This window comes from Thalassospira indica, from assembly GCF_003403095.1.
In the GTDB taxonomy this organism is placed as follows: Bacteria; Pseudomonadota; Alphaproteobacteria; order Rhodospirillales; family Thalassospiraceae; genus Thalassospira; species Thalassospira indica.
Genome location: NZ_CP031555.1, coordinates 2,914,675 through 2,935,130 on the forward strand (window position 1 = coordinate 2,914,675; position 20,456 = coordinate 2,935,130).

General features: G+C 54.4%; 24 protein-coding genes. 11 read left to right on the forward strand and 13 right to left on the reverse strand.

Translation table 11 applies throughout. The features are described from left to right. Positions 1 to 120 precede the first annotated feature (120 nt). Entirely contained in the window at positions 121 to 1,152 is a 1,032-nt protein-coding gene (locus DY252_RS13770; protein ID WP_064790854.1) for an IS110 family RNA-guided transposase, read from the forward strand. 230 nt (positions 1,153 to 1,382) lie between these two features. Here DY252_RS13770 and DY252_RS13775 read toward each other — a convergent pair whose 3' ends face one another. Then, positions 1,383 to 1,637, reverse strand: a complete 255-nt coding sequence (locus DY252_RS13775; RefSeq protein WP_129542733.1) for a YgaP family membrane protein — start codon at positions 1,635 to 1,637, stop codon at positions 1,383 to 1,385. 197 nt (positions 1,638 to 1,834) lie between these two features. Between DY252_RS13775 and DY252_RS13780 the strand changes: the two genes are divergently transcribed. Both DY252_RS13780 and DY252_RS13785 read left to right on the forward strand, forming a co-directional pair. Further along, entirely contained in the window at positions 1,835 to 2,557 is a 723-nt protein-coding gene (locus DY252_RS13780) for a TenA family protein (RefSeq protein WP_082923625.1), read from the forward strand. Further along, a complete protein-coding gene (locus DY252_RS13785) occupies positions 2,554 to 3,036 on the forward strand; it encodes a GNAT family N-acetyltransferase (protein ID WP_064790621.1) in 483 nt (160 codons plus the stop codon). Before DY252_RS13780 ends, DY252_RS13785 begins: the two co-directional genes overlap by 4 nt. 52 nt (positions 3,037 to 3,088) lie before the next feature. Here the strand turns inward: DY252_RS13785 and pcaB are convergent, their stop codons facing one another. The 8 genes from pcaB to pcaD all read right to left on the reverse strand — a co-directional run bounded on the left by pcaB (position 3,089) and on the right by pcaD (position 10,067). Then, the gene (gene pcaB / locus DY252_RS13790; RefSeq protein WP_064790622.1) at positions 3,089 to 4,426 is read right to left on the reverse strand and encodes a 3-carboxy-cis,cis-muconate cycloisomerase; all 1,338 of its coding nucleotides are present in this window, start codon (positions 4,424 to 4,426) and stop codon (positions 3,089 to 3,091) included. Positions 4,427 to 4,569: 143 nt separating this feature from the next. Further along, positions 4,570 to 5,775 carry a 3-oxoadipyl-CoA thiolase gene (gene pcaF, locus DY252_RS13795; protein ID WP_064790623.1) on the reverse strand — a complete coding sequence of 402 codons (1,206 nt, stop codon included), beginning with the start codon at positions 5,773 to 5,775 and terminating at the stop codon, positions 4,570 to 4,572. Positions 5,776 to 5,798: 23 nt separating this feature from the next. Then, complete coding sequence (locus DY252_RS13800; RefSeq protein WP_008891893.1) at positions 5,799 to 6,572, reverse strand: CoA-transferase subunit beta; 774 nt, start codon at positions 6,570 to 6,572, stop codon at positions 5,799 to 5,801. A gap of 14 nt (positions 6,573 to 6,586) precedes the next feature. Beyond that, on the reverse strand, positions 6,587 to 7,441 hold the full coding sequence (locus tag DY252_RS13805) for a CoA transferase subunit A (RefSeq protein WP_064790624.1): 855 nt from the start codon (positions 7,439 to 7,441) through the stop codon (positions 6,587 to 6,589). Between the two features lie 130 nt (positions 7,442 to 7,571). After that, positions 7,572 to 8,159, reverse strand: coding sequence for a protocatechuate 3,4-dioxygenase subunit alpha (gene pcaG / locus DY252_RS13810; protein WP_064790625.1), 588 nt, complete (start codon positions 8,157 to 8,159; stop codon positions 7,572 to 7,574). 3 nt (positions 8,160 to 8,162) lie between these two features. Then, the gene (gene pcaH, locus DY252_RS13815; protein WP_064790626.1) at positions 8,163 to 8,864 is read right to left on the reverse strand and encodes a protocatechuate 3,4-dioxygenase subunit beta; all 702 of its coding nucleotides are present in this window, start codon (positions 8,862 to 8,864) and stop codon (positions 8,163 to 8,165) included. Between the two features lie 5 nt (positions 8,865 to 8,869). Continuing rightward, the gene (gene pcaC / locus DY252_RS13820) at positions 8,870 to 9,274 is read right to left on the reverse strand and encodes a 4-carboxymuconolactone decarboxylase (protein WP_008891897.1); all 405 of its coding nucleotides are present in this window, start codon (positions 9,272 to 9,274) and stop codon (positions 8,870 to 8,872) included. Beyond that, positions 9,267 to 10,067: a 3-oxoadipate enol-lactonase gene (gene pcaD, locus DY252_RS13825; protein ID WP_082923626.1), complete on the reverse strand. Its 801-nt coding sequence runs from the start codon at positions 10,065 to 10,067 to the stop codon at positions 9,267 to 9,269. The genes pcaC and pcaD overlap by 8 nt, the downstream gene beginning before the upstream one ends. 145 nt (positions 10,068 to 10,212) lie before the next feature. On the opposite strand from pcaD, the gene pcaQ reads away from it, so the two are divergent. The 5 genes from pcaQ to DY252_RS13850 all read left to right on the forward strand — a co-directional run bounded on the left by pcaQ (position 10,213) and on the right by DY252_RS13850 (position 15,455). Then, entirely contained in the window at positions 10,213 to 11,154 is a 942-nt protein-coding gene (gene pcaQ, locus DY252_RS13830; RefSeq protein WP_064790627.1) for a pca operon transcription factor PcaQ, read from the forward strand. A 233-nt stretch (positions 11,155 to 11,387) separates the two neighbouring features. Next, complete coding sequence (locus DY252_RS13835) at positions 11,388 to 12,419, forward strand: TRAP transporter substrate-binding protein (RefSeq protein ID WP_064790628.1); 1,032 nt, start codon at positions 11,388 to 11,390, stop codon at positions 12,417 to 12,419. An 83-nt stretch (positions 12,420 to 12,502) separates the two neighbouring features. After that, a complete protein-coding gene (locus tag DY252_RS13840; RefSeq protein WP_064790629.1) occupies positions 12,503 to 13,000 on the forward strand; it encodes a TRAP transporter small permease in 498 nt (165 codons plus the stop codon). Further along, positions 12,993 to 14,384, forward strand: a complete 1,392-nt coding sequence (locus tag DY252_RS13845) for a TRAP transporter large permease (RefSeq protein WP_063086895.1) — start codon at positions 12,993 to 12,995, stop codon at positions 14,382 to 14,384. The genes DY252_RS13840 and DY252_RS13845 overlap by 8 nt, the downstream gene beginning before the upstream one ends. 126 nt (positions 14,385 to 14,510) lie before the next feature. Further along, positions 14,511 to 15,455 (forward strand): helix-turn-helix domain-containing protein, encoded by a 945-nt coding sequence (locus tag DY252_RS13850; protein WP_064790630.1) that lies wholly within the window; start codon positions 14,511 to 14,513, stop codon positions 15,453 to 15,455. 19 nt (positions 15,456 to 15,474) lie between these two features. Here DY252_RS13850 and DY252_RS13855 read toward each other — a convergent pair whose 3' ends face one another. Then, a complete protein-coding gene (locus tag DY252_RS13855; RefSeq protein ID WP_064790631.1) occupies positions 15,475 to 15,957 on the reverse strand; it encodes a GNAT family N-acetyltransferase in 483 nt (160 codons plus the stop codon). Between DY252_RS13855 and DY252_RS22360 the strand changes: the two genes are divergently transcribed. Both DY252_RS22360 and DY252_RS13860 read left to right on the forward strand, forming a co-directional pair. After that, positions 15,956 to 16,099: a hypothetical protein gene (locus DY252_RS22360; protein WP_156518955.1), complete on the forward strand. Its 144-nt coding sequence runs from the start codon at positions 15,956 to 15,958 to the stop codon at positions 16,097 to 16,099. The two genes, DY252_RS13855 and DY252_RS22360, sit on opposite strands and share 2 nt — an antisense overlap. A gap of 35 nt (positions 16,100 to 16,134) precedes the next feature. After that, positions 16,135 to 17,355, forward strand: coding sequence for a TIGR03862 family flavoprotein (locus DY252_RS13860; RefSeq protein WP_082923627.1), 1,221 nt, complete (start codon positions 16,135 to 16,137; stop codon positions 17,353 to 17,355). A 13-nt stretch (positions 17,356 to 17,368) separates the two neighbouring features. On the opposite strand, the gene DY252_RS13865 is transcribed toward DY252_RS13860, so the two are convergent. Next, a complete protein-coding gene (locus DY252_RS13865) occupies positions 17,369 to 17,983 on the reverse strand; it encodes a GTP pyrophosphokinase (protein ID WP_064790632.1) in 615 nt (204 codons plus the stop codon). Beyond that, positions 17,980 to 18,999, reverse strand: coding sequence for a hypothetical protein (locus tag DY252_RS13870; RefSeq protein WP_129542734.1), 1,020 nt, complete (start codon positions 18,997 to 18,999; stop codon positions 17,980 to 17,982). Before DY252_RS13870 ends, DY252_RS13865 begins: the two co-directional genes overlap by 4 nt. A 197-nt stretch (positions 19,000 to 19,196) precedes the next feature. On the opposite strand from DY252_RS13870, the gene DY252_RS13875 reads away from it, so the two are divergent. Further along, on the forward strand, positions 19,197 to 19,868 hold the full coding sequence (locus tag DY252_RS13875) for a class I SAM-dependent DNA methyltransferase (protein WP_064790634.1): 672 nt from the start codon (positions 19,197 to 19,199) through the stop codon (positions 19,866 to 19,868). A 29-nt stretch (positions 19,869 to 19,897) separates the two neighbouring features. Here the strand turns inward: DY252_RS13875 and DY252_RS13880 are convergent, their stop codons facing one another. Continuing rightward, positions 19,898 to 20,092, reverse strand: coding sequence for a hypothetical protein (locus DY252_RS13880; protein ID WP_231959825.1), 195 nt, complete (start codon positions 20,090 to 20,092; stop codon positions 19,898 to 19,900). Between the last annotated feature and the right edge of the window lie 364 nt (positions 20,093 to 20,456).

A 20,456-nucleotide genomic window follows, 5' to 3' on the forward strand; every position in this document is an offset into this window, starting at 1 on the left:
ATTCCGGTTTCAAACGCCGTTTATTACCTTATTTGATGGTGTGGACGGCCCCCACAAATCGGCATCGATGTGCCATAGTGCATTGATCAGTTGGGCAAACACTACAGGAGCCATCCACAGATGAAAGTTAGCACGCTCGGCCTGGATTTGGCCAAAAATGTCTTCCAGGTTCATGGTGTCGACGACGAAGGGAACGTGACAGTTCGTCGCCAATTGCGTCGTCAGCAAATGTTTTCATTCTTCTCGGAACTCCCTCCGTGTCTGATCGGCCTTGAAGCCTGTGGCACTTCTCATTACTGGGCTCGGGAGCTTGCAGCGCGCGGGCACGATGTCCGGATCATCCCGCCATCTTATGTGAAGCCGTATGTTCGTCGTGGTAAAAACGATGCAGCTGATGCGGAAGCGATCTGTGAGGCTGTCGGCAGACCGAACATGCGCTTCGTTCCGGTCAAATCGGAAGACCAGCAGGCCGCCCTGATGCAGCACAAGGCCCGGGAGCTTCTGATCCGCCAGCAAAACATGCTGGTCAATGCACTGCGTTCCCACATGGCCGAAATGGGGATGGTTGCCGCCCAGGGACGGGAACGACTGGACCGGATTGTTGATGTCATCATGGAAGAAGAAGATGAAAGCCTGCCGGCATTGGCGCGGGCATCTCTTCGGCCACTGGTGGCCATGCTCCAGGCAAATGAAGCTGCTATCGACGATATAGATCGGGCAATCAAGGCGGCCCACAAGGAAAATGAGGTTAGCCAGCGATTGGCGTCCATACCCGGTGTCGGTGTTCTGACAGCGAGTGCGATCGCCGCCACGGTACCGGATCCTTCGTTCTTCAAATCCGGCCGCGAGTTTGCTGCCTGGCTCGGTCTGGTACCGCGACAAAATTCCAGCGGCGGCAAGGAACGTCTGGGGCGGATATCAAAACAGGGCAACCGGTATCTGCGAAAGCTGCTTGTCATAGGGGCTACCAGCATGCTGAGCGTCGTTCGCCGAAAATCGTCACGGCAGGCAGATTGGGCGAAACGGCTGTTGGAGCGTAAGCCGACAAGGCTTGTGACGATCGCCATGGCCAACAAAGCCGCGCGCATCGCCTGGGCATTGATGACCAAAAAGGAAACATATCGGACAACAGCAATTGCAACTGCGGCATAGAACACACCGTTTTTAGATCCCACGGAATTACAACAGGTTAGCAAGGTGAACAGATACTGATGTGAACCGGTCACTACCGGGATTTCGGACACTCCAGCTTATTCCAGGCGGCCAAGTGACCGCGTTTATTTGATCGGAACCGAGATTCGCGGACTTCATCAGGGCCAGGCGAATCGCCGCCATAAACAGGCCGGATACATGGATGCACCCGACCAGGTCGCACAACAGGTCTAATTTTCCTTGCTTTCAGAGGGCCGTCCATACATGGAAAGCGGACAGGTCCGCAGGCCAAACAGCATGTAAAGCGGGCAGAAACGCAGTGCTGCAGTCGCCAACATGACAACACCGGCAGCAATCATCACCCAGCCATAAACACCATACGCCATGCCGCCACCTTCGGGCGCAGCAGAAACAAACGGAATGGCCAGTAAAACAACACCGGCAATCGCACGGACAACACGGTCCAGAGTTCCAACATTCGCCATAACTTCCTCCTTGGGAAAAGCTCTGATGGAGTGATTTATAACATTATAATCCAATCGATTACTTTGATACTTATCAATCGCCTCCATGCGGATCGGTACTTTGGCGGATGCCCTATTTCGTGGCTTGCCCAATGGTTGAGACCATGCCAAAAGTTCAAAACCCAAATGATATCAAGCTCCTCAGGAAACGCGCAGATATGAGCAACACCGCAAAAGCCGTCCCGGATTTTCCGTCATGGCGTCAAACCAATCCGAATGGTTTGTTTTCAGATTGGCTGAAGGCATCCTGTGCGGATCAATGGCGTGCGGTAACCCACCATGTCTTTACCGATGCCTGGGGTGATGCCGCGCTTCCCAAGGCCAATCTTGAAAACTACCTTTTTCAGGATCACCGGTTTATTGATCGGTTTGTTGCCCTGCTGGCCGCGGCCGTTTCGCGTGCACCAAGCCTGAAGGATCGCATTCCGGGGTGTCAGTTCCTTGCCCTGGTCACGGGCGAAGAAAACACCTATTTCGAACGATCCTTTGCCGCCCTTGGCGTATCCGATGATGCACGTGAAAACCTGCCGGACTGGCCAGCAACAGCAGCGTTCAAGCAGCTTATGAAAGACGCCACGGACAGTAACAGTTACGCCAATATGCTGGCCGTTCTGGCCGTTGCCGAGGGCACCTATCTTGGCTGGGCGGATCGGGTCAACAAAGCCATCGCCAAACGCCCCGATGATTTCTGGTACGCCGAATGGATTGATCTGCATGTCGGGGTGTATTTTGAAAGTGTGGTTGCCTATCTGAATACCCAACTGGATCAGGTCGGACCGTCACTGTCAGGTGAAGATCGCGCCGAATGCCTGTCATATTTCAAACGCGCAACCGATCTTGAATGTCAGTTCTTTGATACGGCATGGGGACCACAAGAATGATCACAATTCGTCCGTTTGCGGACAGTGATGCCAAGGCCTTGGTCGAGATTTATCGCCACTCCGTTACGGAAATCGGCCCCAACGCCTATAATCCCGAACAGGTTGCCGTGTGGGCAAAGCTTCTGCCGACACCGGAACGGTTTATCGAAATCATGACAGATGGACGGTTCAGTCTTGTCGCGGTTGATGAAAATGATCAGGTTGTCGCCTTTGGCGATGTCAAGGCCGATGGCCATATCGGCTTTCTGTATGCCCTGCCCGATTTTGCGGGCAAAGGTATTGTGACAAAGCTGTACGACGCGCTTGAAGCGCACGCGCGCAAACAAGATATCGGCAAGCTTTATTCAGAGGCCAGTGAATTTGCCAAATCCTTCCTGCTTAAACAGGGCTTTAGCGTTGTGGAACGCCGCGATTTCGAAGTCGCCGGCGTCCCCATCCACAATTACGCGGTTGAAAAGCGCCTGCGGGCACCACGCTGAACCAAATCACCGCATCACACACAAAAAAGGCTGCCATCCGGCAGCCTTTTTCCTAGTCGCGCAAGCCACGCTTGGCGGCCCCCAAAACACGATCGATAAACACATCCGACTGCCCGATATAGTTTGCCGGGTTACGGATATGTGCCCAATCAACCGGGGCGTCGGTCAGTTTTTGCAATTCATCAAACAGGTTCGATGCGTTTTCTGCCGACTTGGCAATGGCATCTTTTACCAATTTATCCGCGGCATCGCGGCCAAGGTGATCGGCAAGCGCGAATGTTGCGGCCTCTGCCAACATCGCCCCGCGTGACAGTTCAAGGTTTTCGGCCATGCGGCCCGCATTGATTTTAAGATCCGGCACCATATCAACCGCCTGCGCAATTGCCGCACCAGTTGCGGTAATGATCTGTGGCAAGGTCAACCATTCCAGAAGCCAGCTTGCCCCGCTTCGTTCATGATCGTGCAATTGCGCCTGGGCAAAGGTGCCAAGCAGCCCGGCATTGAAACGTGCCAGTGTCACCAGCATTTCCGCCTGCACCGGATTTGATTTGTGCGGCATGGTCGATGACCCGCCGCCCTTGCCCGGTTGGACTTCGGCAATTTCAGACTGTGCTAGCAGGACCAAGTCCTGCCCCATCTTGCCCAGCGCGCCAGTTAACGCTGTTAACTGGCTTGCGAAATCAACAAGGACGTCACGCTGCGCATGCCAGGGCATATCGGCAAGTGGAAGATCAAGTTCTTCGGAAAGATTGCTTTCGACGTCTGCGGCCTTAACCCCGATCGAGGCCAATGTCCCCGCAGCGCCGCCGAAAGAAATCCGCAACAAATCTGATGACAGGCTATCAATCCGGTGATCAATCCGTACAAGCGGTGCGAGCCATCCGGCAGCCTTGAGACCAAAGGTGGTGGGTACAGCCTGTTGGGACCGCGTCCGCCCGATCATCACCGTTGTGCGATGGGTATCGGCATGGGCTGACAGCGCCTTGGCCAGTTTGCGAATGCGGCGACGGATAATCGCAACCGCATCGCGCAGCTGCAGAACAAGCGCACTATCCACAACATCCTGACTGGTCGCACCAAAATGGACATAACGCGCATCGTCACCGCCAATTTCAGCCTTAAGGGCCTTGACGAGTGCTGGCACCGGCACACCGGCACTCGCCGTTCCCGCCGCAAGGCTTGCCGGGTCCGGATTGAACTCGCGGCAGACTTCGGCAATGCGGGTGGCACTTTTTTCGGGGATCACACCTGCGCGCGCCTCGGCTGCGGCAAGGGCCGATTCAAAAAGCAGCATGGATGCAATCTGTGCCCGGTCATCAAACAGGGCCGCGATCTCCGGATCGGAAAACAGATTTCCAAGCAGGGCAGAGTCAAAGGGCGAAACGCTCATCAGGGGTCATCCACCGTTCAAACAGGTGTGAAATCAAGTCGATAGTGTCGCGCCAGCAACCATATTGGTCAATAACGCAAAAAGAAGCCCCTGCCCGACAACCGGCACAGGGGCACCTTTAAAAGATCAATCTGCGCTCAACCTCAGACAGCTTCAAGCGCAATCGCGATCCCCTGACCGACACCAATGCACATGGTGGCAAGCGCCCGCTTGCCACCAGCACGTTTCATCTGAAGCGCAGCCGTGCCAGTGATACGCGCACCCGACATACCCAGCGGATGACCAAGGGCAATCGCACCACCATTCGGGTTCACGCGTGCGTCGTCATCGGCAATACCAAGATCACGAAGCGTCGCAAGCCCCTGTGAGGCAAAGGCCTCGTTCAGTTCGATCACGTCAAGCTGCTCTGTCGACCAGCCAATGCGCGCCAAAAGCTTCTTGCTGGCCGGTGCCGGGCCAAAGCCCATGATGCGCGGCGCAACACCTGCGGTCGCCCCGCCAACAACGCGTGCAATCGGGGTCAGGCCATATTTCTTGACCGCGGCTTCAGATGCGATGATCAGGGCCGCGGCCCCGTCATTGACGCCCGATGCGTTGCCAGCCGTGACCGAACCACCTTCGCGGAACGGGGTCGGCAATTTGGCAAGCTTTTCGGCCGTGGTGCCCGGACGCGGATGTTCATCCTTATCGACGATGATCGCATCGCCTTTGCGCTGGGGAATGGTGACCGGGGTAATTTCCTCGCCCAGATTGCCATTTTCCTGTGCGGCGACGGCCTTGTCCTGCGAACGGGCGGCAAAGGCATCCTGATCTTCGCGGGAAATCTTGAAATCCTCGGCAACGTTTTCGCCGGTTTCGGGCATGGAATCCACGCCGTACTGTTTCTTCATCACCGGGTTCACAAACCGCCAGCCGATGGTGGTGTCATAGATTTCCGCATTGCGCGAAAATGCCGACGTCGCCTTTGGCATGACAAACGGCGCACGCGACATGCTTTCAACGCCGCCCGCAATCATCAGATCGGCTTCGCCCGATTTGATGGCACGCGCAGCAATAATGATCGCATCCATACCCGAACCACACAGACGGTTCACCGTGGTTCCGGTCACTGTTTCCGGAAGCCCTGCCAAAAGCGAAGACATGCGCGCAACGTTACGGTTATCTTCACCGGCCTGGTTGGCACAGCCAAAGATGACATCATCAACAGCGGCAAAATCCAGATCCGGATTGCGGTCCATTAGTGCCTTAAGCGGCACAGCGCCAAGATCATCGGCACGCACCTGCGACAGGCTGCCGCCAAAGCGGCCAATCGGGGTGCGGATATAATCGCAAATATATGCGTCAGCCATTTCTAAGATCCTTATTATTGCTCTTACTGCTGGTCCCCATGGGCCTTGGCGGTACGAGCATGCAGTTCACGCAGAACCTGCAATTCTTTCTCGGACGGGATCGCAGTTTCCGCGACTTCGTCGGCAAACTCAACATCCCAACCGGTATTTTCGATGATTTCTTCGCGGGTTACGCCCGGATGGATCGAGGTCACAACGAATTGCTTGCCCACCGGATGCGGTTCCATGATGCAAAGATCGGTGATCAGACGTGAAGGCCCCTTGGTATCAACGCCGTAAGATGCACGATCATTGCCACCCTTGCCGTGACCAAGCGATGTCACGAAATCGATCTTTTCAACAAAGCCACGTTTGCTTTGCTTCATCACAAGGAACACTTCGCCACAGCTGGTCGCGATTTCCGGCGCACCACCACCACCCGGCAGACGGACTTTGGGGTTATCATAATCGCCAATCACGGTGGTGTTGATGTTGCCATACTTATCGAGCTGGGCCGCCCCAAGGAAGCCAACCGAAATCTTGCCGCCCTGCAGCCAGTAGCGGAACATTTCCGGTACGGCAACCGTGTTCACAGCCGTTTCGCAAAGCTCGCCATCGCCAATCGACAGCGGCAGGACATCGGGCTTGGTGCCAATGGTGCCACTTTCATAAATCAGGGTGATGTCTGGCGCATGGGTCAGGCGCGCCAGATTGCAGGCCGCCGATGGCATACCAATACCAACAAAGCACACATCGTCATTTTTAAGCGCGCGTGCAGCGGATACCGTCATCATTTCAGTCGGGGTATATTCAACCATGATCTTTCCTCCGCTCAGGCTTTGTTTGCGTCGCGCTTGGCCGCGAAATCTTCGGGGCCGCCATTGATGACATGTTCTTCAAGCCATGCCTGGAACGCGTCGCGATCACGCGCAATCGGATCCCACGCCTTATAGAACGCGTTGTCGCGCTTGTAATAGCCTTGGGCATAGGACGGATGCGCCCCGCCCGGCACTTCGACAATTGCGGTCATGGCCCAGTTCGGCAACATGACGGCATTGGGCGAAATGTCGCCGAAATCATCGACAATCTCTTCGACGGTGATGATCGATTTTTTTGCCGCCAGAACGGCTTCTTTTTGCACACCGACAATGCCTTCAAACAGGACATCACCCTTTTTGTTGGCTTTCTGGGCATGCACCACGGTGACGTCCGGGCGGATCGCCGGAACCGCCGCCAGGCTTTCACCGGTGAACGGGCATTCAATGAATTTGATATTCGGGTTCACGCGCGGCAGTTCCGCACCCCGATACCCCTTAAAAACCGCACACGGCAGGCCAGCAGCCCCCGCGTCATAGGCATTGGCCATGGCCGCATGACTGTGTTCTTCAATCTCAAGCTTGGTCGGCCATTCTTTTTCATAGGCATCGCGCAGACGGTGCAGCGATCCAACACCGGGGTTACCGCCCCAGGAGAAGACCAATTTTTTCGCGCAACCCGCACCGATCAGCTGATCATAGATCACATCGGGCGTCATGCGGATCAGGGTCAGATCCTTGATGCCCTGACGAATGATTTCGTGTCCGGCAGCATGCGGGATCAGATGGGTAAAGCCTTCCATCGAGATGGTGTCGCCATCCTTAACGCAGGATGCGACGGCCTCTTTAAGCGACATAAAACGTGCAACCACGGCAAAACTCCTGTGGCATCAATTCAAAACATAGAAATGCGGGGCAATCGCCCCAAAGGAAATTCAGGTCGATGGCTGCGACCGCCGGCTTTCCCCAAAGCAGCGGACGCAGCCATCGGACCAGATCGACTTACACGTCGAAGAACACGGTTTCCGCGTCCCCCTGCATGTGAATATCGATCCGGTATTCAATCCCCGTCGGGGTTTCGACACGCTTGGCAATCAGGGTGTCACGACGATTTTCTGGCACCGACTGCAACACAGGGTCTTTTGCATTGCGATCAGCTTCGTCGTCGAAATAGAAACGGGTAAAGGCATGGACCAGCATGCCGCGCATGAAGATGATCACGTTGACAAACGGTGCACCGGCATCGGCAACGACGCCCGGCTTTACCGTGTCAAACCAGAACCGGTTTTGCGCATCTGTACCCGTACCGCAACGGCCAAGACCGCGGAAATCGGTTGCTGACACATCAACCGGCTTTTCGTTGTAATTGCCATTGGCATCAGCCTGCCAGATTTCGATCATCGCGTCATTGACCGGGTTGCCTTCGCCATCAAAGACAGTACCAGTGATGCGGATGTGTTCGCCCGCTGCATCCGGGCCAGCAACGGTCGGATCGGCGATGTCGGTAAAGTCGTATGCGTACTGGCCTGCGGTCAAGCCATAGGCGAAATACGGACCAACCGTCTGTGAGGGGGTTTCACCATAAGCCATGACTTAATTCTCCATCGGGGTGCCGTTGCGTCCACGCAGGACAATGTCAAACTGATAGCCCAGTGCGAAGCCTTCCTCGGTCTTGTCGATCGAGAATTTGGCAATCAGGCGTTCGCGGGCGGCTGCGTCTTCGGTACCGAGGAAAATCGGATCAAGATCAAGCAGCGGATCACCCGGGAAATACATCTGGGTTACAAGACGGGTGGAAAAGCCCGGACCAAACAGCGAAATGTGGATATGGTTGGGACGCCATGCATTGAAGTGGTTGCCCCAAGGATAGGCACCCGGCTTGATGGTATAGAACTTGTAATTGCCCTGATCATCGGTAAAGCAACGCCCCGACCCACGGAAGTTCGGATCCAGCGGCGCATCATGCTGATCAACCTTATGCACATAACGCCCCGCAGCATTCGCCTGCCAGATTTCAACAAGGGTGTTGGGTTGCGGGCGACCATCGGTATCCATCACACGACCATGAACGACAATGCGTTCACCAAGCGGCTCGCCATTGACAAGGCCGTTTTTGGTCAGATCGAAATCAAGCTCTCGCACGCTTGCGGGCGCAAAGCGCGGACCGGTGCTTTCGGTCAAACCCGATTTGATGGCAAGTGGTGCCTGGGTCGGACCACGCAACAGGGTCGATTTGTAACCGGGTGCGATATAGGGGGCGTGGGAGCCCCAGTCACGCGGTTTAAAGGTGGACATGAGGCTTACTCTCCCTTGGGTGACGCGTCTGATGCCGCGTCGATCTCGGCATAGGTTTGTTTGGCAATGCGAAAGGCCGTATTGGCGGCGGGAACGCCTGCATAAACCGCAACATGCATCAGGGTTTCACGGATATCGTCGCGCGTTGCCCCGGTGTTCAAGGTCGCCCGGATGTGCATGGCGAGTTCTTCCTCGTGGCCAAGCCCCGCAAGCAGCGCGATGGTCACGATGGAGCGTTCACGCTTGGTGAAGGCGTCGCTTGTCCAGACACCGTTCCAGACATTCTCGGTGATATAGCGCTGAAAACCCTCGTCGATTTCCGTAATTTTTTGGGTGGCGCGATCCACATGTGCATCACCCAGAACGGAACGGCGGGTTTTCATGCCAACGTCATACCGGCTCTCAGACAAGGTTCTTCTCCTTGGTAAATCGGTCGATCAACCGGGTCAGCAATTCCGGGGTTTCGATGCATGGCAGATGCCCGACCCCGTCAATCAATTCAAATTCCGCATTGGGGATCATGTCTGCCGTCGCGCGCACCACATCGGGTGGTGTGGCGAGGTCTTCCGATCCACAGATACATAATGTCGGCACTGCAATTTTCGCTGCTGCATCGCGCAGATCTCCATCGCGCAGCGCAATACAGGTCCCGATGTAACCTTCGACCGTGGTGCGCACCAGCATGTCACGATACATCGCAGTTTCGAGAACCCGCTCCTTGCGGAAGGTCGGCGACAGCCAGCGTTCCATGATCGCATCGCCCATGGATGCAATTCCGTCCGCCTTGATCGCCTCAATCCGGGTGTTCCAGCTGTCATAATCGCCAAGCTTGGCGGCGGTATCACACAGGATCAGACCCCGCACGCGGTTTGGCACCATCTCGGTGACTTTCTGGGCGATCAGACCGCCAACAGACAGACCGCAAATGATCACCTGATCAAGGCCAAGGTAATCAAGCAACCCGATCAGATCATTGGCATGCAGCGCGACGTCATAGGGCGCATCACCAATACCCGACAGGCCATGCCCGCGTTTGTCATAGGTAACAATGTTGAACTTTGAGGAAAGCGCATCAACGACATCATCCCAGATGCGCAGATCCGTTCCCAGAGAATTTGCAAAGACCAGCACAGGGCCGTTTTTCGGGCCCGACTGGCTGTAATGAATGTGTGTCCCGTTGACCGGGGCGACTTTCAGACTCATTATCGTTTCCACCCTGCTTGTTTGCCCTCACATTCGCAGATGGATTTGGTTATGTAAAATGAGGAATTGCGTAATTTGCATAACTATATAATTATGCATGAACCAGCCATAAGAACATTCTAAATTGTTGATGTATAGGGCGCCCATGCTTGATCAACGCATTAAATTCCGCCATCTGACCTGCTTTCTTGAGGTCGCGCGCCAACGCAGTGTCGTCAAGGCAGCCGATACGTTGTCCATCACCCAACCCGCTGTTTCCAAAACCATTCGCGAGCTTGAAGAACACCTTGACGCGCGGCTGTTTGACCGATCAAAGCGCGGCGTCACCCTGACCGATTTCGGCAAGGTTTTCCTGCGTTATGCCGGGGCCAGTGTCACCGCCCTGCGTCAGGGTGTCGACAGTATCAGTCAGGTGCGCATGCAAGGCGGGATTTCGATCAATCTGGGGGTTCTGCCAACGGTGGCCGCCAGCGTCATGCCCAACGCCATCCGCCATTTCAAAACACTCAGCCCCGACACCACGGTCAAGGTTGTGGCGGGGCCGAACGTGATGTTGATGGGGCAACTCCGGGTGGGCGAACTTGATCTGGTGGTCGGACGGCTTGCCGAACCCGATCAGATGTCGGGATTGTCGTTCATACATTTATATTCCGAGCATATCTCGCTGGTTGCGCGGCCGGGGCATCCGTTGCTGGCCGACAAGAACCCGGACATTACCCGCATTCGGGAATTCACCGTTCTGGTGCCCCCCAAACATGCGATTATTCACCCCACAGTGGACAAGATGCTGATTGCGCATGGTATTGGCGCCATCCCTGACCGTATCGAAACCGTTTCGACATCTTTCGGACGTGCTTTTACGCGCGAAACCGATGCAATCTGGATCATTTCGAACGGGGCTGTGGCATCCGACATTGCCGAAGGGCATCTGGTCGAACTGCCGATCGATACCAGCGACACCTTTGGTCCTGTTGGCTTGACGACCAGAATTGATTCGCCAATTTCGCCGCCGGTTGAAATGCTGATCAATGCTGTGCGTGAAGAAGCACAACGTCATCACAGTGCACAGGCAGGGGCGAAAGGATAATCATTTGGTTATGGATATGTGCTTACATATCATTATACATAACCATCACGTAGCGATTAGATTGCCTTTAATTCGACATGGCTGAAATGCGCCAAACGCAAGTCATGTGATAAAAAGAAGAACAAAAACAATAACAAAAAGAACTCTTGGAAAACTTCGCACGCTAGATGCGCATCGTGGCTGAACGTTTGTCAGCGCAATGAACGCGACAAGACGTTCAAAGGAGGAAGAGAATGAAACAGATCACCAAATTGCTTGCCGGTGCAGCTGTCGCGACCATGGTGTCGTTCGGCGCACACGCACAGGAAGTCACCCTGACCGTCCACCATTTCCTGGGTCCGAAAGCACCGGCCCAGTCGAAAATGATTGAACCATGGGCCAAGAAAATCGAAGAAGAATCAAACGGCCGTATCAAGTTTGAAATCTTCCCGTCCATGTCGCTCGGCGGCAATCCGCCGGAACTGTATCGTCAGGTCCGTGACGGCGTTGCCGACATCGTCTGGACCCTTCCGGGTTATACCCCGGGCGTATTCCCGCGTCTTGAAGTGTTTGAACTTCCGGGTGTTCACCTTGGTGATGCACGCGCAACCAACCTTGCGATGTGGGATCTTCGTGATGAATATGCCGAAGACCTCAAGGATATTCACCCGCTTGCCGTTCACGTGCATGCCGGTCAGGCAATCCACCTGACCAGCAAGGAAGTCCGCACGGTTGATGACGTCAAGGGCCTGAAGCTGCGTACCCCGACCCGTACCGGTTCCTGGGTGATTGAATCCTGGGGCGCAGAGCCCGTTGGCATGCCGGTTCCGGCCCTGCCGCAGGCCATGTCGCTTGGCGTGGTTGATGGCGGCCTGGTGCCGTTCGAAGTTGTGCCGCCGCTGAAACTGGCTGAACTGATTTCCTATTCTGTTGAAGGCGAAGGCGTTAATTCACGCTTTGGCACCTCGACCTTCCTGTTTGCCATGAACAAGGACCGTTACGAAAGCCTGCCCGATGACCTGAAAGAAATCATCGACCGCAACTCCGGCCGTGATTTTGCCGCCGAAATCGGTGACGTGTTTAACGACGTTGAAGAAGTCGGCAAGCGCATGGTCAACGAAGGCAAAGGCCAGGTCGTTCAGATCACCGCCGCCGAAAAGGCAACCTTTGACGATGCGTCCGCCTCGGTCGTCGATCGCTGGATCGAAGAAGCCAATTCCAACGGCATCGATGGCGCGAAACTTGTCGAAGATGCCAAGGCCGCTGTTCAGAGCCACACCAAGTAACATCCCGACGTTGCTGGTAAATCTTGTGGGGTCACGTATCATGGCGATACGTGACCCTCTGTTCCCGCAAGAATGTTAGAGATATGAAAAACGTGCTCTACAAGGCCGCTTCGTGGCTTGCTGTTGCCGGTGGCATGCTTGCCCTGCTGATCTCGATTGTTACGATCGTAAACGTGACCGCCTTTGGTCTCGACAAGATCGCCCGGCTGTTTGATGCCAACGTCCCGGCCATTATCGGCTATGAGGACTTTGTCAGCATGATCGTCAGTTCGGCAGCGTTGATGTTTTTCCCTTATTGTCAGGCACATCGCGGCCATGTCGCGGTGGACGTTTTCATCAAGATGTTTCCTGACTGGTTTGCGCGGATGGTCGACACCCTGTCATCCGTTCTGATGACCGCACTCGCCCTGTTTCTGGGTTACATGATGGTCAACGGCCTGATCGAGGTGCGAGGCGATAATACCCTTTCGGCAATTCTCGGCTGGCAAATCTGGCCGTTCTATGTCCCGGGCATCATTGCGATGTTCCTGTGGGCGGCGATTGCCGGAACTCAGATTTTCGAAAGAGAGGCCGATGTCTGAACGTGAATTGATCGGCCTTGGTGGCCTTGCCCTTCTCTTTGTGATCCTGGCACTGCGTGTGCCCGTCGGCCTTGCCATGGTCGGTGTCGGCATTGGCGGCAACTATGTGCTCAGCCTGTTTTTCCCGTTCCTGCGCTTTGATCCTTATTTGCAGCAGTTCAAGTCCCTGCTTTACGGGATTGTCTCGAACTACGAGCTTTCCGTGGTTCCACTGTTTGTTCTGATGGGCTATCTCGCAAGTCAGGCCAACCTGTCACGCGATCTGTTTCAGGGTGTGAATGCCATCCTCGGCCGTTTCCGCGGTGGCGTTGCCATGGCGGCCATCGGGGCGTGTGCCGGTTTTGGCGCGGTGTGTGGATCATCCCTTGCCACCGCATCAACCATGGGCAAGGTCGCCCTGCCCGAGCTTGACCGCCTGAAATACTCACCGCGTCTGGCGACCGGCACGCTGGCCGCCGGCGGCACGCTGGGCATCCTGATCCCGCCATCAGTCGCACTTGTGATCTATGCCGTGACCGTGGAAGCATCGATCATTCAGATGTTTCAGGCCGCCATCATTCCGGGCCTGATTGCGGTTCTGTTCTTTATGGCGGTGATTGCCATTCAGGTGCGCCTGAACCCGTCACTGGCCCCGAAACCCGAACCGATGCCAGCCGCCGAACGCAAGGAAGCCTTGCTGCGCCTGATCCCGGTGATGGTGATCTTTGGCTCGATCATTCTGGGGCTCGGTGCCGGTCTGTTCACCCCGACACCGGCGGCCGGCGTGGGCGTTTTCGCCATTCTGGTCTACGGCGTCTATATGCGTATTCGCGGCAAAGGCGGACTGACCTGGAAAGGTTTGCGCCAGTCGCTGAAAGACACCGCCATCACATCCTCGATGATTTTCTTCATCCTGCTGGGGGCGGAAATCCTCAAGGGCTTCTTTAGCCGCGCGAACCTTCCGGCCTATATGGCCGAAGCCGCCGCCACCAGCGGCTTTGATCCGTGGCTTGTCATGGTTCTCATGCTGCTTGCCCTGATCCTTCTGGGCTGCTTCATGGAAAGCCTGTCGATGATTGTCGTGGTCATCCCGTTCTTCTGGCCGGCCCTTGTTGATATCAATGGTGGCGACTGGGCGACGGCGGCAACCGCGGCCTATGGCATGGGGACCGAGGATCTGAAGATCTGGTTCGGGATCCTCGCACTCATTGTCGTGGAATTGGGGCTGATTACGCCACCGGTGGGGCTGAACGTGTTTATCATTAACGCACTCGCCAAGGGTGTGCCGATGAGCCAGACCTTCCGCGGTGTGATGCCGTTCTTTGGCGCCGAGATTATTCGTATTCTGCTTCTGATCTTTGCGCCAATATTAACGTTGTTTGTGCCAACGCTGCTTGGCAATTAGCGACGCTAACAGAACTCGGAAAAGCCCGCCCGTCATATTGGCGGGCTTTTCTTTTGGTCGGTCCGAAAACACGCTAAACTACCGCCAATCAATCCTCTATCCGGCGATCCAAGGATCAAGGCATCCATGCGCAACACCATCCCGATCTACAAGCTTTACGGCGAACGCGATGCGGCAAGCAGCCCCCGCGCACGTGATGGCTATGATCTGGAAAACATCCCCGCATCCGATCCGCAACCGATCACCGAACCGGAATTCTTTCATCTTGAAAGCATCCCGGAACGATCGCGCCTGCATGACCTGCACATCAAACCGCACCGCCATACCAACCTGTTTCAGCTGCTGTATATCACGCACGGCACGGCCGAGATCAGCTTTGATGATCAACATCTGACCATGCAGGCAGGACAACTGATCACGGTCCCGCCGGGCACCGTGCATGGCTTTAAATTCAGTGATGATATTGATGGCTGGGTGATTTCACTGACCGATTATCACCTGCAGGAAATCCTGGCCCCGGCGCCAAAACTTCTTGCACGCCTAGATCAGGCGATCTGCGTTGATACACGATCATCCTCTGGCGATGCCAACAGCCCGACCGACTTCCTGATATCGCAACTCGCCGTTGAATATTACAGCCACAATACCGGTCGGCTGTTTGCGCTTCGTCATATCCTTGGATTGCTGTTGCTTGGCATCGGACGCACCGTACCGCAGGATCATTCGGCACGCCTGTCGCGCCAGGAACAAAAGACCGAAAAATTCCGCAAGTTTCAGGCGCTGGTCGAAACGTTCTATAAGCAGCACAAATCGCTTGATTTCTATGCCCGTGAAATTGGCGTCACCACCACCCAGCTTAACCGCATCGCCAGGGACATCTATGGTATGACCGCAAGCGAAGTGGTGCAAAACCGCCTGATGCTGGAAGCCAAGCGGACCCTGATCTATACCGACATCGCCATTCAACAAATCGGAGATAGTCTGGGCTTTCGCGATGCCGGATATTTTTCGCGCTTCTTCACCAAAAAGGCCGGGGTATCCCCGGCCCGGTTTCGCACTGATAATCGATAGGCTTTAGGCGTTGGGGCTCCTAGCTTCGCAACGTATCAAGCGTCAGCCACATGCGCACCTGATCAACCACCCGGCCGGACCGGGTTTTCCAGCCCTTGGCAATGAGTTTTTCCTCACCAAACCCGACCTTGCGATACAGATTAAGCGCGTTGTCATTGCCATCCACAACATTCAGCCACAGCTTTTCATACTCCGGCGTTTGCGCAACTTTGGCAGCAAGGCTTGATAACGCTGCCCTGCCAAAGCCCTGCCCGCGTTCAAACACGCCAAACTCATCGACCTTGGGCAGGCTTGTTGCCATCTCGGTCATATAGACATAGGCAACCGCTTTTTGATCAACGCGAAACACCCAAAGTGCCGTGTCCTTTGATCCGGCCAGTGCGGCGCTCAGGGCATCATCGGGCACGCGCGCAATCGCGTCATAAAACTGCGCATCCTCCATCATGTCGCGAATGCGCAGAAGTTCTTCATCGGTTGGCGTGTGCCAGGTTCCGGTAATCATGGCTATGGTCCTGATGGGCTGGTGGTGGCGTTACAAGATGGCAGTGGTAAACAGCGAGCTCTGTGCGGTCAAGTATCACGAACCAGACCACAACAACCCATCGGACGCCGGACAAATTGCCAATAAGGCCCAAAGCCGCTAAAACCAGCCGATATCAACCCGCACCAAAGGCCGCACATGCCAAGCCCAACACCGAATGCGCCGCACACCCGCCCTGCCCCGAATGGCAAAACCGCCATGGTGATCGGTGCCGGTCCGGCGGGCCTGATGGCGGCCGAACGGCTGGCCGGTGATGGCTATGCGGTCACGATCTATGAGGGCATGCCAAGTGCGGGTCGCAAGTTGCTCATGGCCGGGAAATCGGGACTTAACATCACGCACAGCGAAGACCTTGAAACCTTCCTGACCCGCTATGGCACATCACGCGCACGGCTTGAACCGCATTTGCGCAAATTTGGGCCCGATCAAATCCGCGCATGGTGTGCGGGGCTGGGGGTTGAAACCTTTGTCGGCTCATCTGGCCGGGTGTTCCCGACTGCAATGAAGGCAAGCCCGCTTTTGCGCGCCTGGCTTAGGCGACTTGATGATCTGGGCTGCACCATCCATTATCGTCATTACTGGACCGGCTGGAACGACGCCGATCAGGCGGTTTTCAAAACGCCCGATGGCGAAGTTACCGCCACCGCCGACATCACTATTTTGGCCCTTGGCGGCGGCAGTTGGAAACGATTGGGATCAGACGGCAAATGGATGGAAATCCTGCTTAACGCCGGGATCAAGTGCAACCCGTTTAAACCGGCCAATTGCGGCTTTGAACTCGATTGGACCGACCATTTAATCGACAAATGTGCAGGCTCCCCGGTCAAGGCCGTAACGCTGACCTGTGGGGATCAGACGGTGCGCGGCGAATTCGTCATTTCCAAAACCGGCATCGAAGGCAGTGCGGTTTACACTATTTCGGCAACGCTGCGCGATCAATGGCTTGAAACCGGTGTGGGCACGCTCACACTCGACCTCTGCCCCGACCGCACGCTGGATGACGTCACCAACCGCCTGTCAAAACCACGCGGCAAAAACTCAATCGGCAATCACCTGCGCAAAACGCTTGGCCTTGATGCCACCAAAACAGCCCTCATTTTCGAAGTCACCCCGCGCGAAACCCTGAACGACCCAACCGCACTCGCCACCGCCATCAAAAACCTGACCCTGAAGATCAAAAAGCCCCGTCCACTGGACGAGGCCATCAGCACCGCAGGCGGTGTCGCATGGGAAGAGCTCGATGAAAACTTCCAACTCATCAAACGCCCCGGCACTTACTGCCTTGGTGAAATGGTTGATTGGGAAGCGCCGACGGGGGGGTACTTGTTGAGTGGGTGCTTCGCGCAAATGCCGAGATAGAAGTCAGCAAATTTTAGTCTGCCGTTTTCAAGAACAGCTCGTTAAATGCGTGATCCGCTCCCCACGCCTGCGCAGATGTATATGCTAATCTTCTCTTATCATCGGCCTCGAGAGTATGTTCTATCATTTTGTAACCTAAATCATGATTGGCTTCCGACCAAGCATGTTGAAATAGGGTCTTTACTTGCATCTCAAAGCAACGGGGGATGATTTCTTTTCGAGAACCAATTGGGATAACATCCTTAGGCAACAAAAAAATATAATGCCTACCAAAGTAACCAAATTCCCACTCAGATTCTGGAAATACCTCTTGGGTTTCAATTGGGCGTAAATACTCGTTCAAGCGATCAGATACAGTGTCTAAATCTGCCTTATAGAAAGCCACGACACGCGCGCCAATCTGATCCTGAATTTGATTTATCGGGTCGGTGTACTTTGGCTCACCACTATCAAGTTTCTTATCAGCTTTCGCTACAAAGCGCTCCACAGTTTTTGCCCGAGCTGATACGCGATCAATCCTAGGAACCCCAGCCAAAATCTCGTTTAGGAAATTCTCTAAATCTGCAGCTATAGGGTTCAAAGCCTGTTCAAAGCGCTCTGCATATTCTTTTTCTATCTTATCGCTCATTTCTTCTTCCCAAGTTTAGCTCCAGTTTCCCTGCCTACGGTGGAGTATCTTACAACACCATCTTCGGCATGCATTTCCTCCCTATCAAATATGTTGTCAAATTGCCCCGCTGGACCAGTCAGTATTGCCCCGGAATTGAGCTCTACAGATCTGTAAGGCAACTGATCAGCAAAAGTATTGTGCTGAAATGTAAAAATCTCTTCAGTTAAATCCGGGTGCTTAAACTGTGAAATTACACGTTCTCTGGCTGCTGGAGACAACCCCAGTTGCTCAATGAACTGTCTAGCATTGAGGTTCCTGCCATTAAACCCGCGGGCAAGTGTTACGGCAGCGACAATCTCTTGCTTAATATCCAAATCGATCTCTGATCGTGAGGCATCACGCAGAGCCACTGCCAACCTTTTCGTTCCCATGGCGCCAGTTGTACGGAAATCTGATTCAAGAAACTCTTTGATCCAATAACTAGAAATCTCTGTTTCTTTACTATTGATTTGCTTATCGACCGCTTTTCCATCCCAAAACCCTGCCTCAAAAGAATTGTCTTCGTAGATCACGGCTTTGTAGGCTTTGACACCTTTGAGGAAAACTCTCTCCAAGAACTCAACATTAAGTCCATTTTGCTCTTGTTCAGCAAGAATACCGTGGTTGGCTGGAAAGCGAGATACAATTACCCTGTACATCCCGTCTTCCCTACCAACAAGCAGAAATAACAAGCCGAGCCCTGAGCGATTGGTGGTGAAAGAAGACAGGTGCTGCGCAATTGCAAGTCCGGTCTCCACACTTGGCATTCTTATATAGGAGATAAGCAAATCTCTACATGCGTTGTGCTGTTGGCCGTCCGGTGCCTGATTGAAAGATATCTCTATTGAACATTCTGCAGGAGATTTCTCGTATACATCTGACAGCATCTCAAACAACTGTCCTTGAGCTGGGACTTCTGTTCCCCCGATCTCTGACGGTTCTGCCTTGCCCTTGTTCGGATAAACCAAGTATGTGTGCATATGTTCAATCGGCATACCTACCTCCACAACCCATAATTGCCAAATACACCACAAGGTTAGTTTCAAATCTACTAATAATACTATACGAATATATACATCGAATTCCGTTGCCTTGCAGAAACCCTCATAAAATTTGCTTTGCGGCTTCATCTTTGGCTTAATACCCACCTCCAAGATCAAAAAATCCAAGAATAAAAACAGCGAGGTGAGCCATGACGGGTGCCAGTGATGGCAATTCCAGAGGTACGGATATTTCCGACAGCGCATCTGATTTGACGCGCATGACCGATGCAGGGCCAGAAGCCCTTGCGGCCTATTACGACAAGTGGGCTGAAAGCTATGACGCGGATTTGCCCAAGATGGGCTATGACGCGCCCAAGCGGGCGGCGGCCATCATGGTTGAGCACGGGGTGCCGTTTGACGCACCGGTTCTGGATGCCGGTTGCGGCACCGGGTTGACGGGTTTGGAACTTTCAAAGGCCGGATATAGCGATATCACCGGCATTGACCTTTCGCTGGAATCCCTGCAGGCGGCCGAGGCCAAGGGCGTCTATCGTCATCTTAAAAAGCGCGATATGAACCAAACGCTGGCCTTTGGCGATAATGGTTTTGCCGCCGTTCAATGCATCGGGACGCTGACCTATGTCCGCGAAATCAAGCAGCTGTTTTCGGAATTTTGCCGGGTTGTGAAGCGCGGCGGCATTGTCAGCTTTACCCAGCGCGACGACCTGTATGACGATGCCTTCATCAAGGCCATTCAGGCCACCACCAAGGCCCGGAAGTGGGAACTGATTTCCCATTCCGATCCGATGCCCTATCTGCCCAACCACGCAGATTTCGCCGACAAGAAACACATTTTCTATGATGTCTATCGGGTGAAATAACCCTGCGATCGGGTTTTATGCCTACCCGCTTAGTGGCAATGAACCGTGCTCGCCTTGCGATCCATGTGACAGCATTGACCGGGTGGGGAGCTTTTTCGGCAGCCGCCACCATGCTCAATCGACTGATCGACAAATACCGGCTGCGCGTTTGTCGGTTCCGGCATAACGGCCAGGCCGAATGCAAACGGCAAGGCTGCGGCAATCATCAGAACTGTTTTCATCATTTGTCCTCCCTGTTTATCCCGTGATGATAACATCCTCACACGGCAGAAATAATAGGCTCAGGACCTATTAATTTGATTTAAATGGCAGGCGTTATATTTGTGAAATCCAAGGAAAATCCCGCCGGGCGGGCTGGTATCCCGGCCAAGGGGTTTGACGTCGGAGTTCACAAATATAACGTCTGTCCTTTGGATTCACCTGATTTGCACGGGCTACTTTGTCGCAAAGCCTTGAAAGATGAATATCTTCCGTCGGCTTTGCTCCGCGTATCCGCACAAATCAGGTGAACCATTCAAACCAAATTAATAGGTCCTGAGCCTTGCTTTAAGGGCAGGTCAAAAAGATAGTTGACATGATCAACCATTT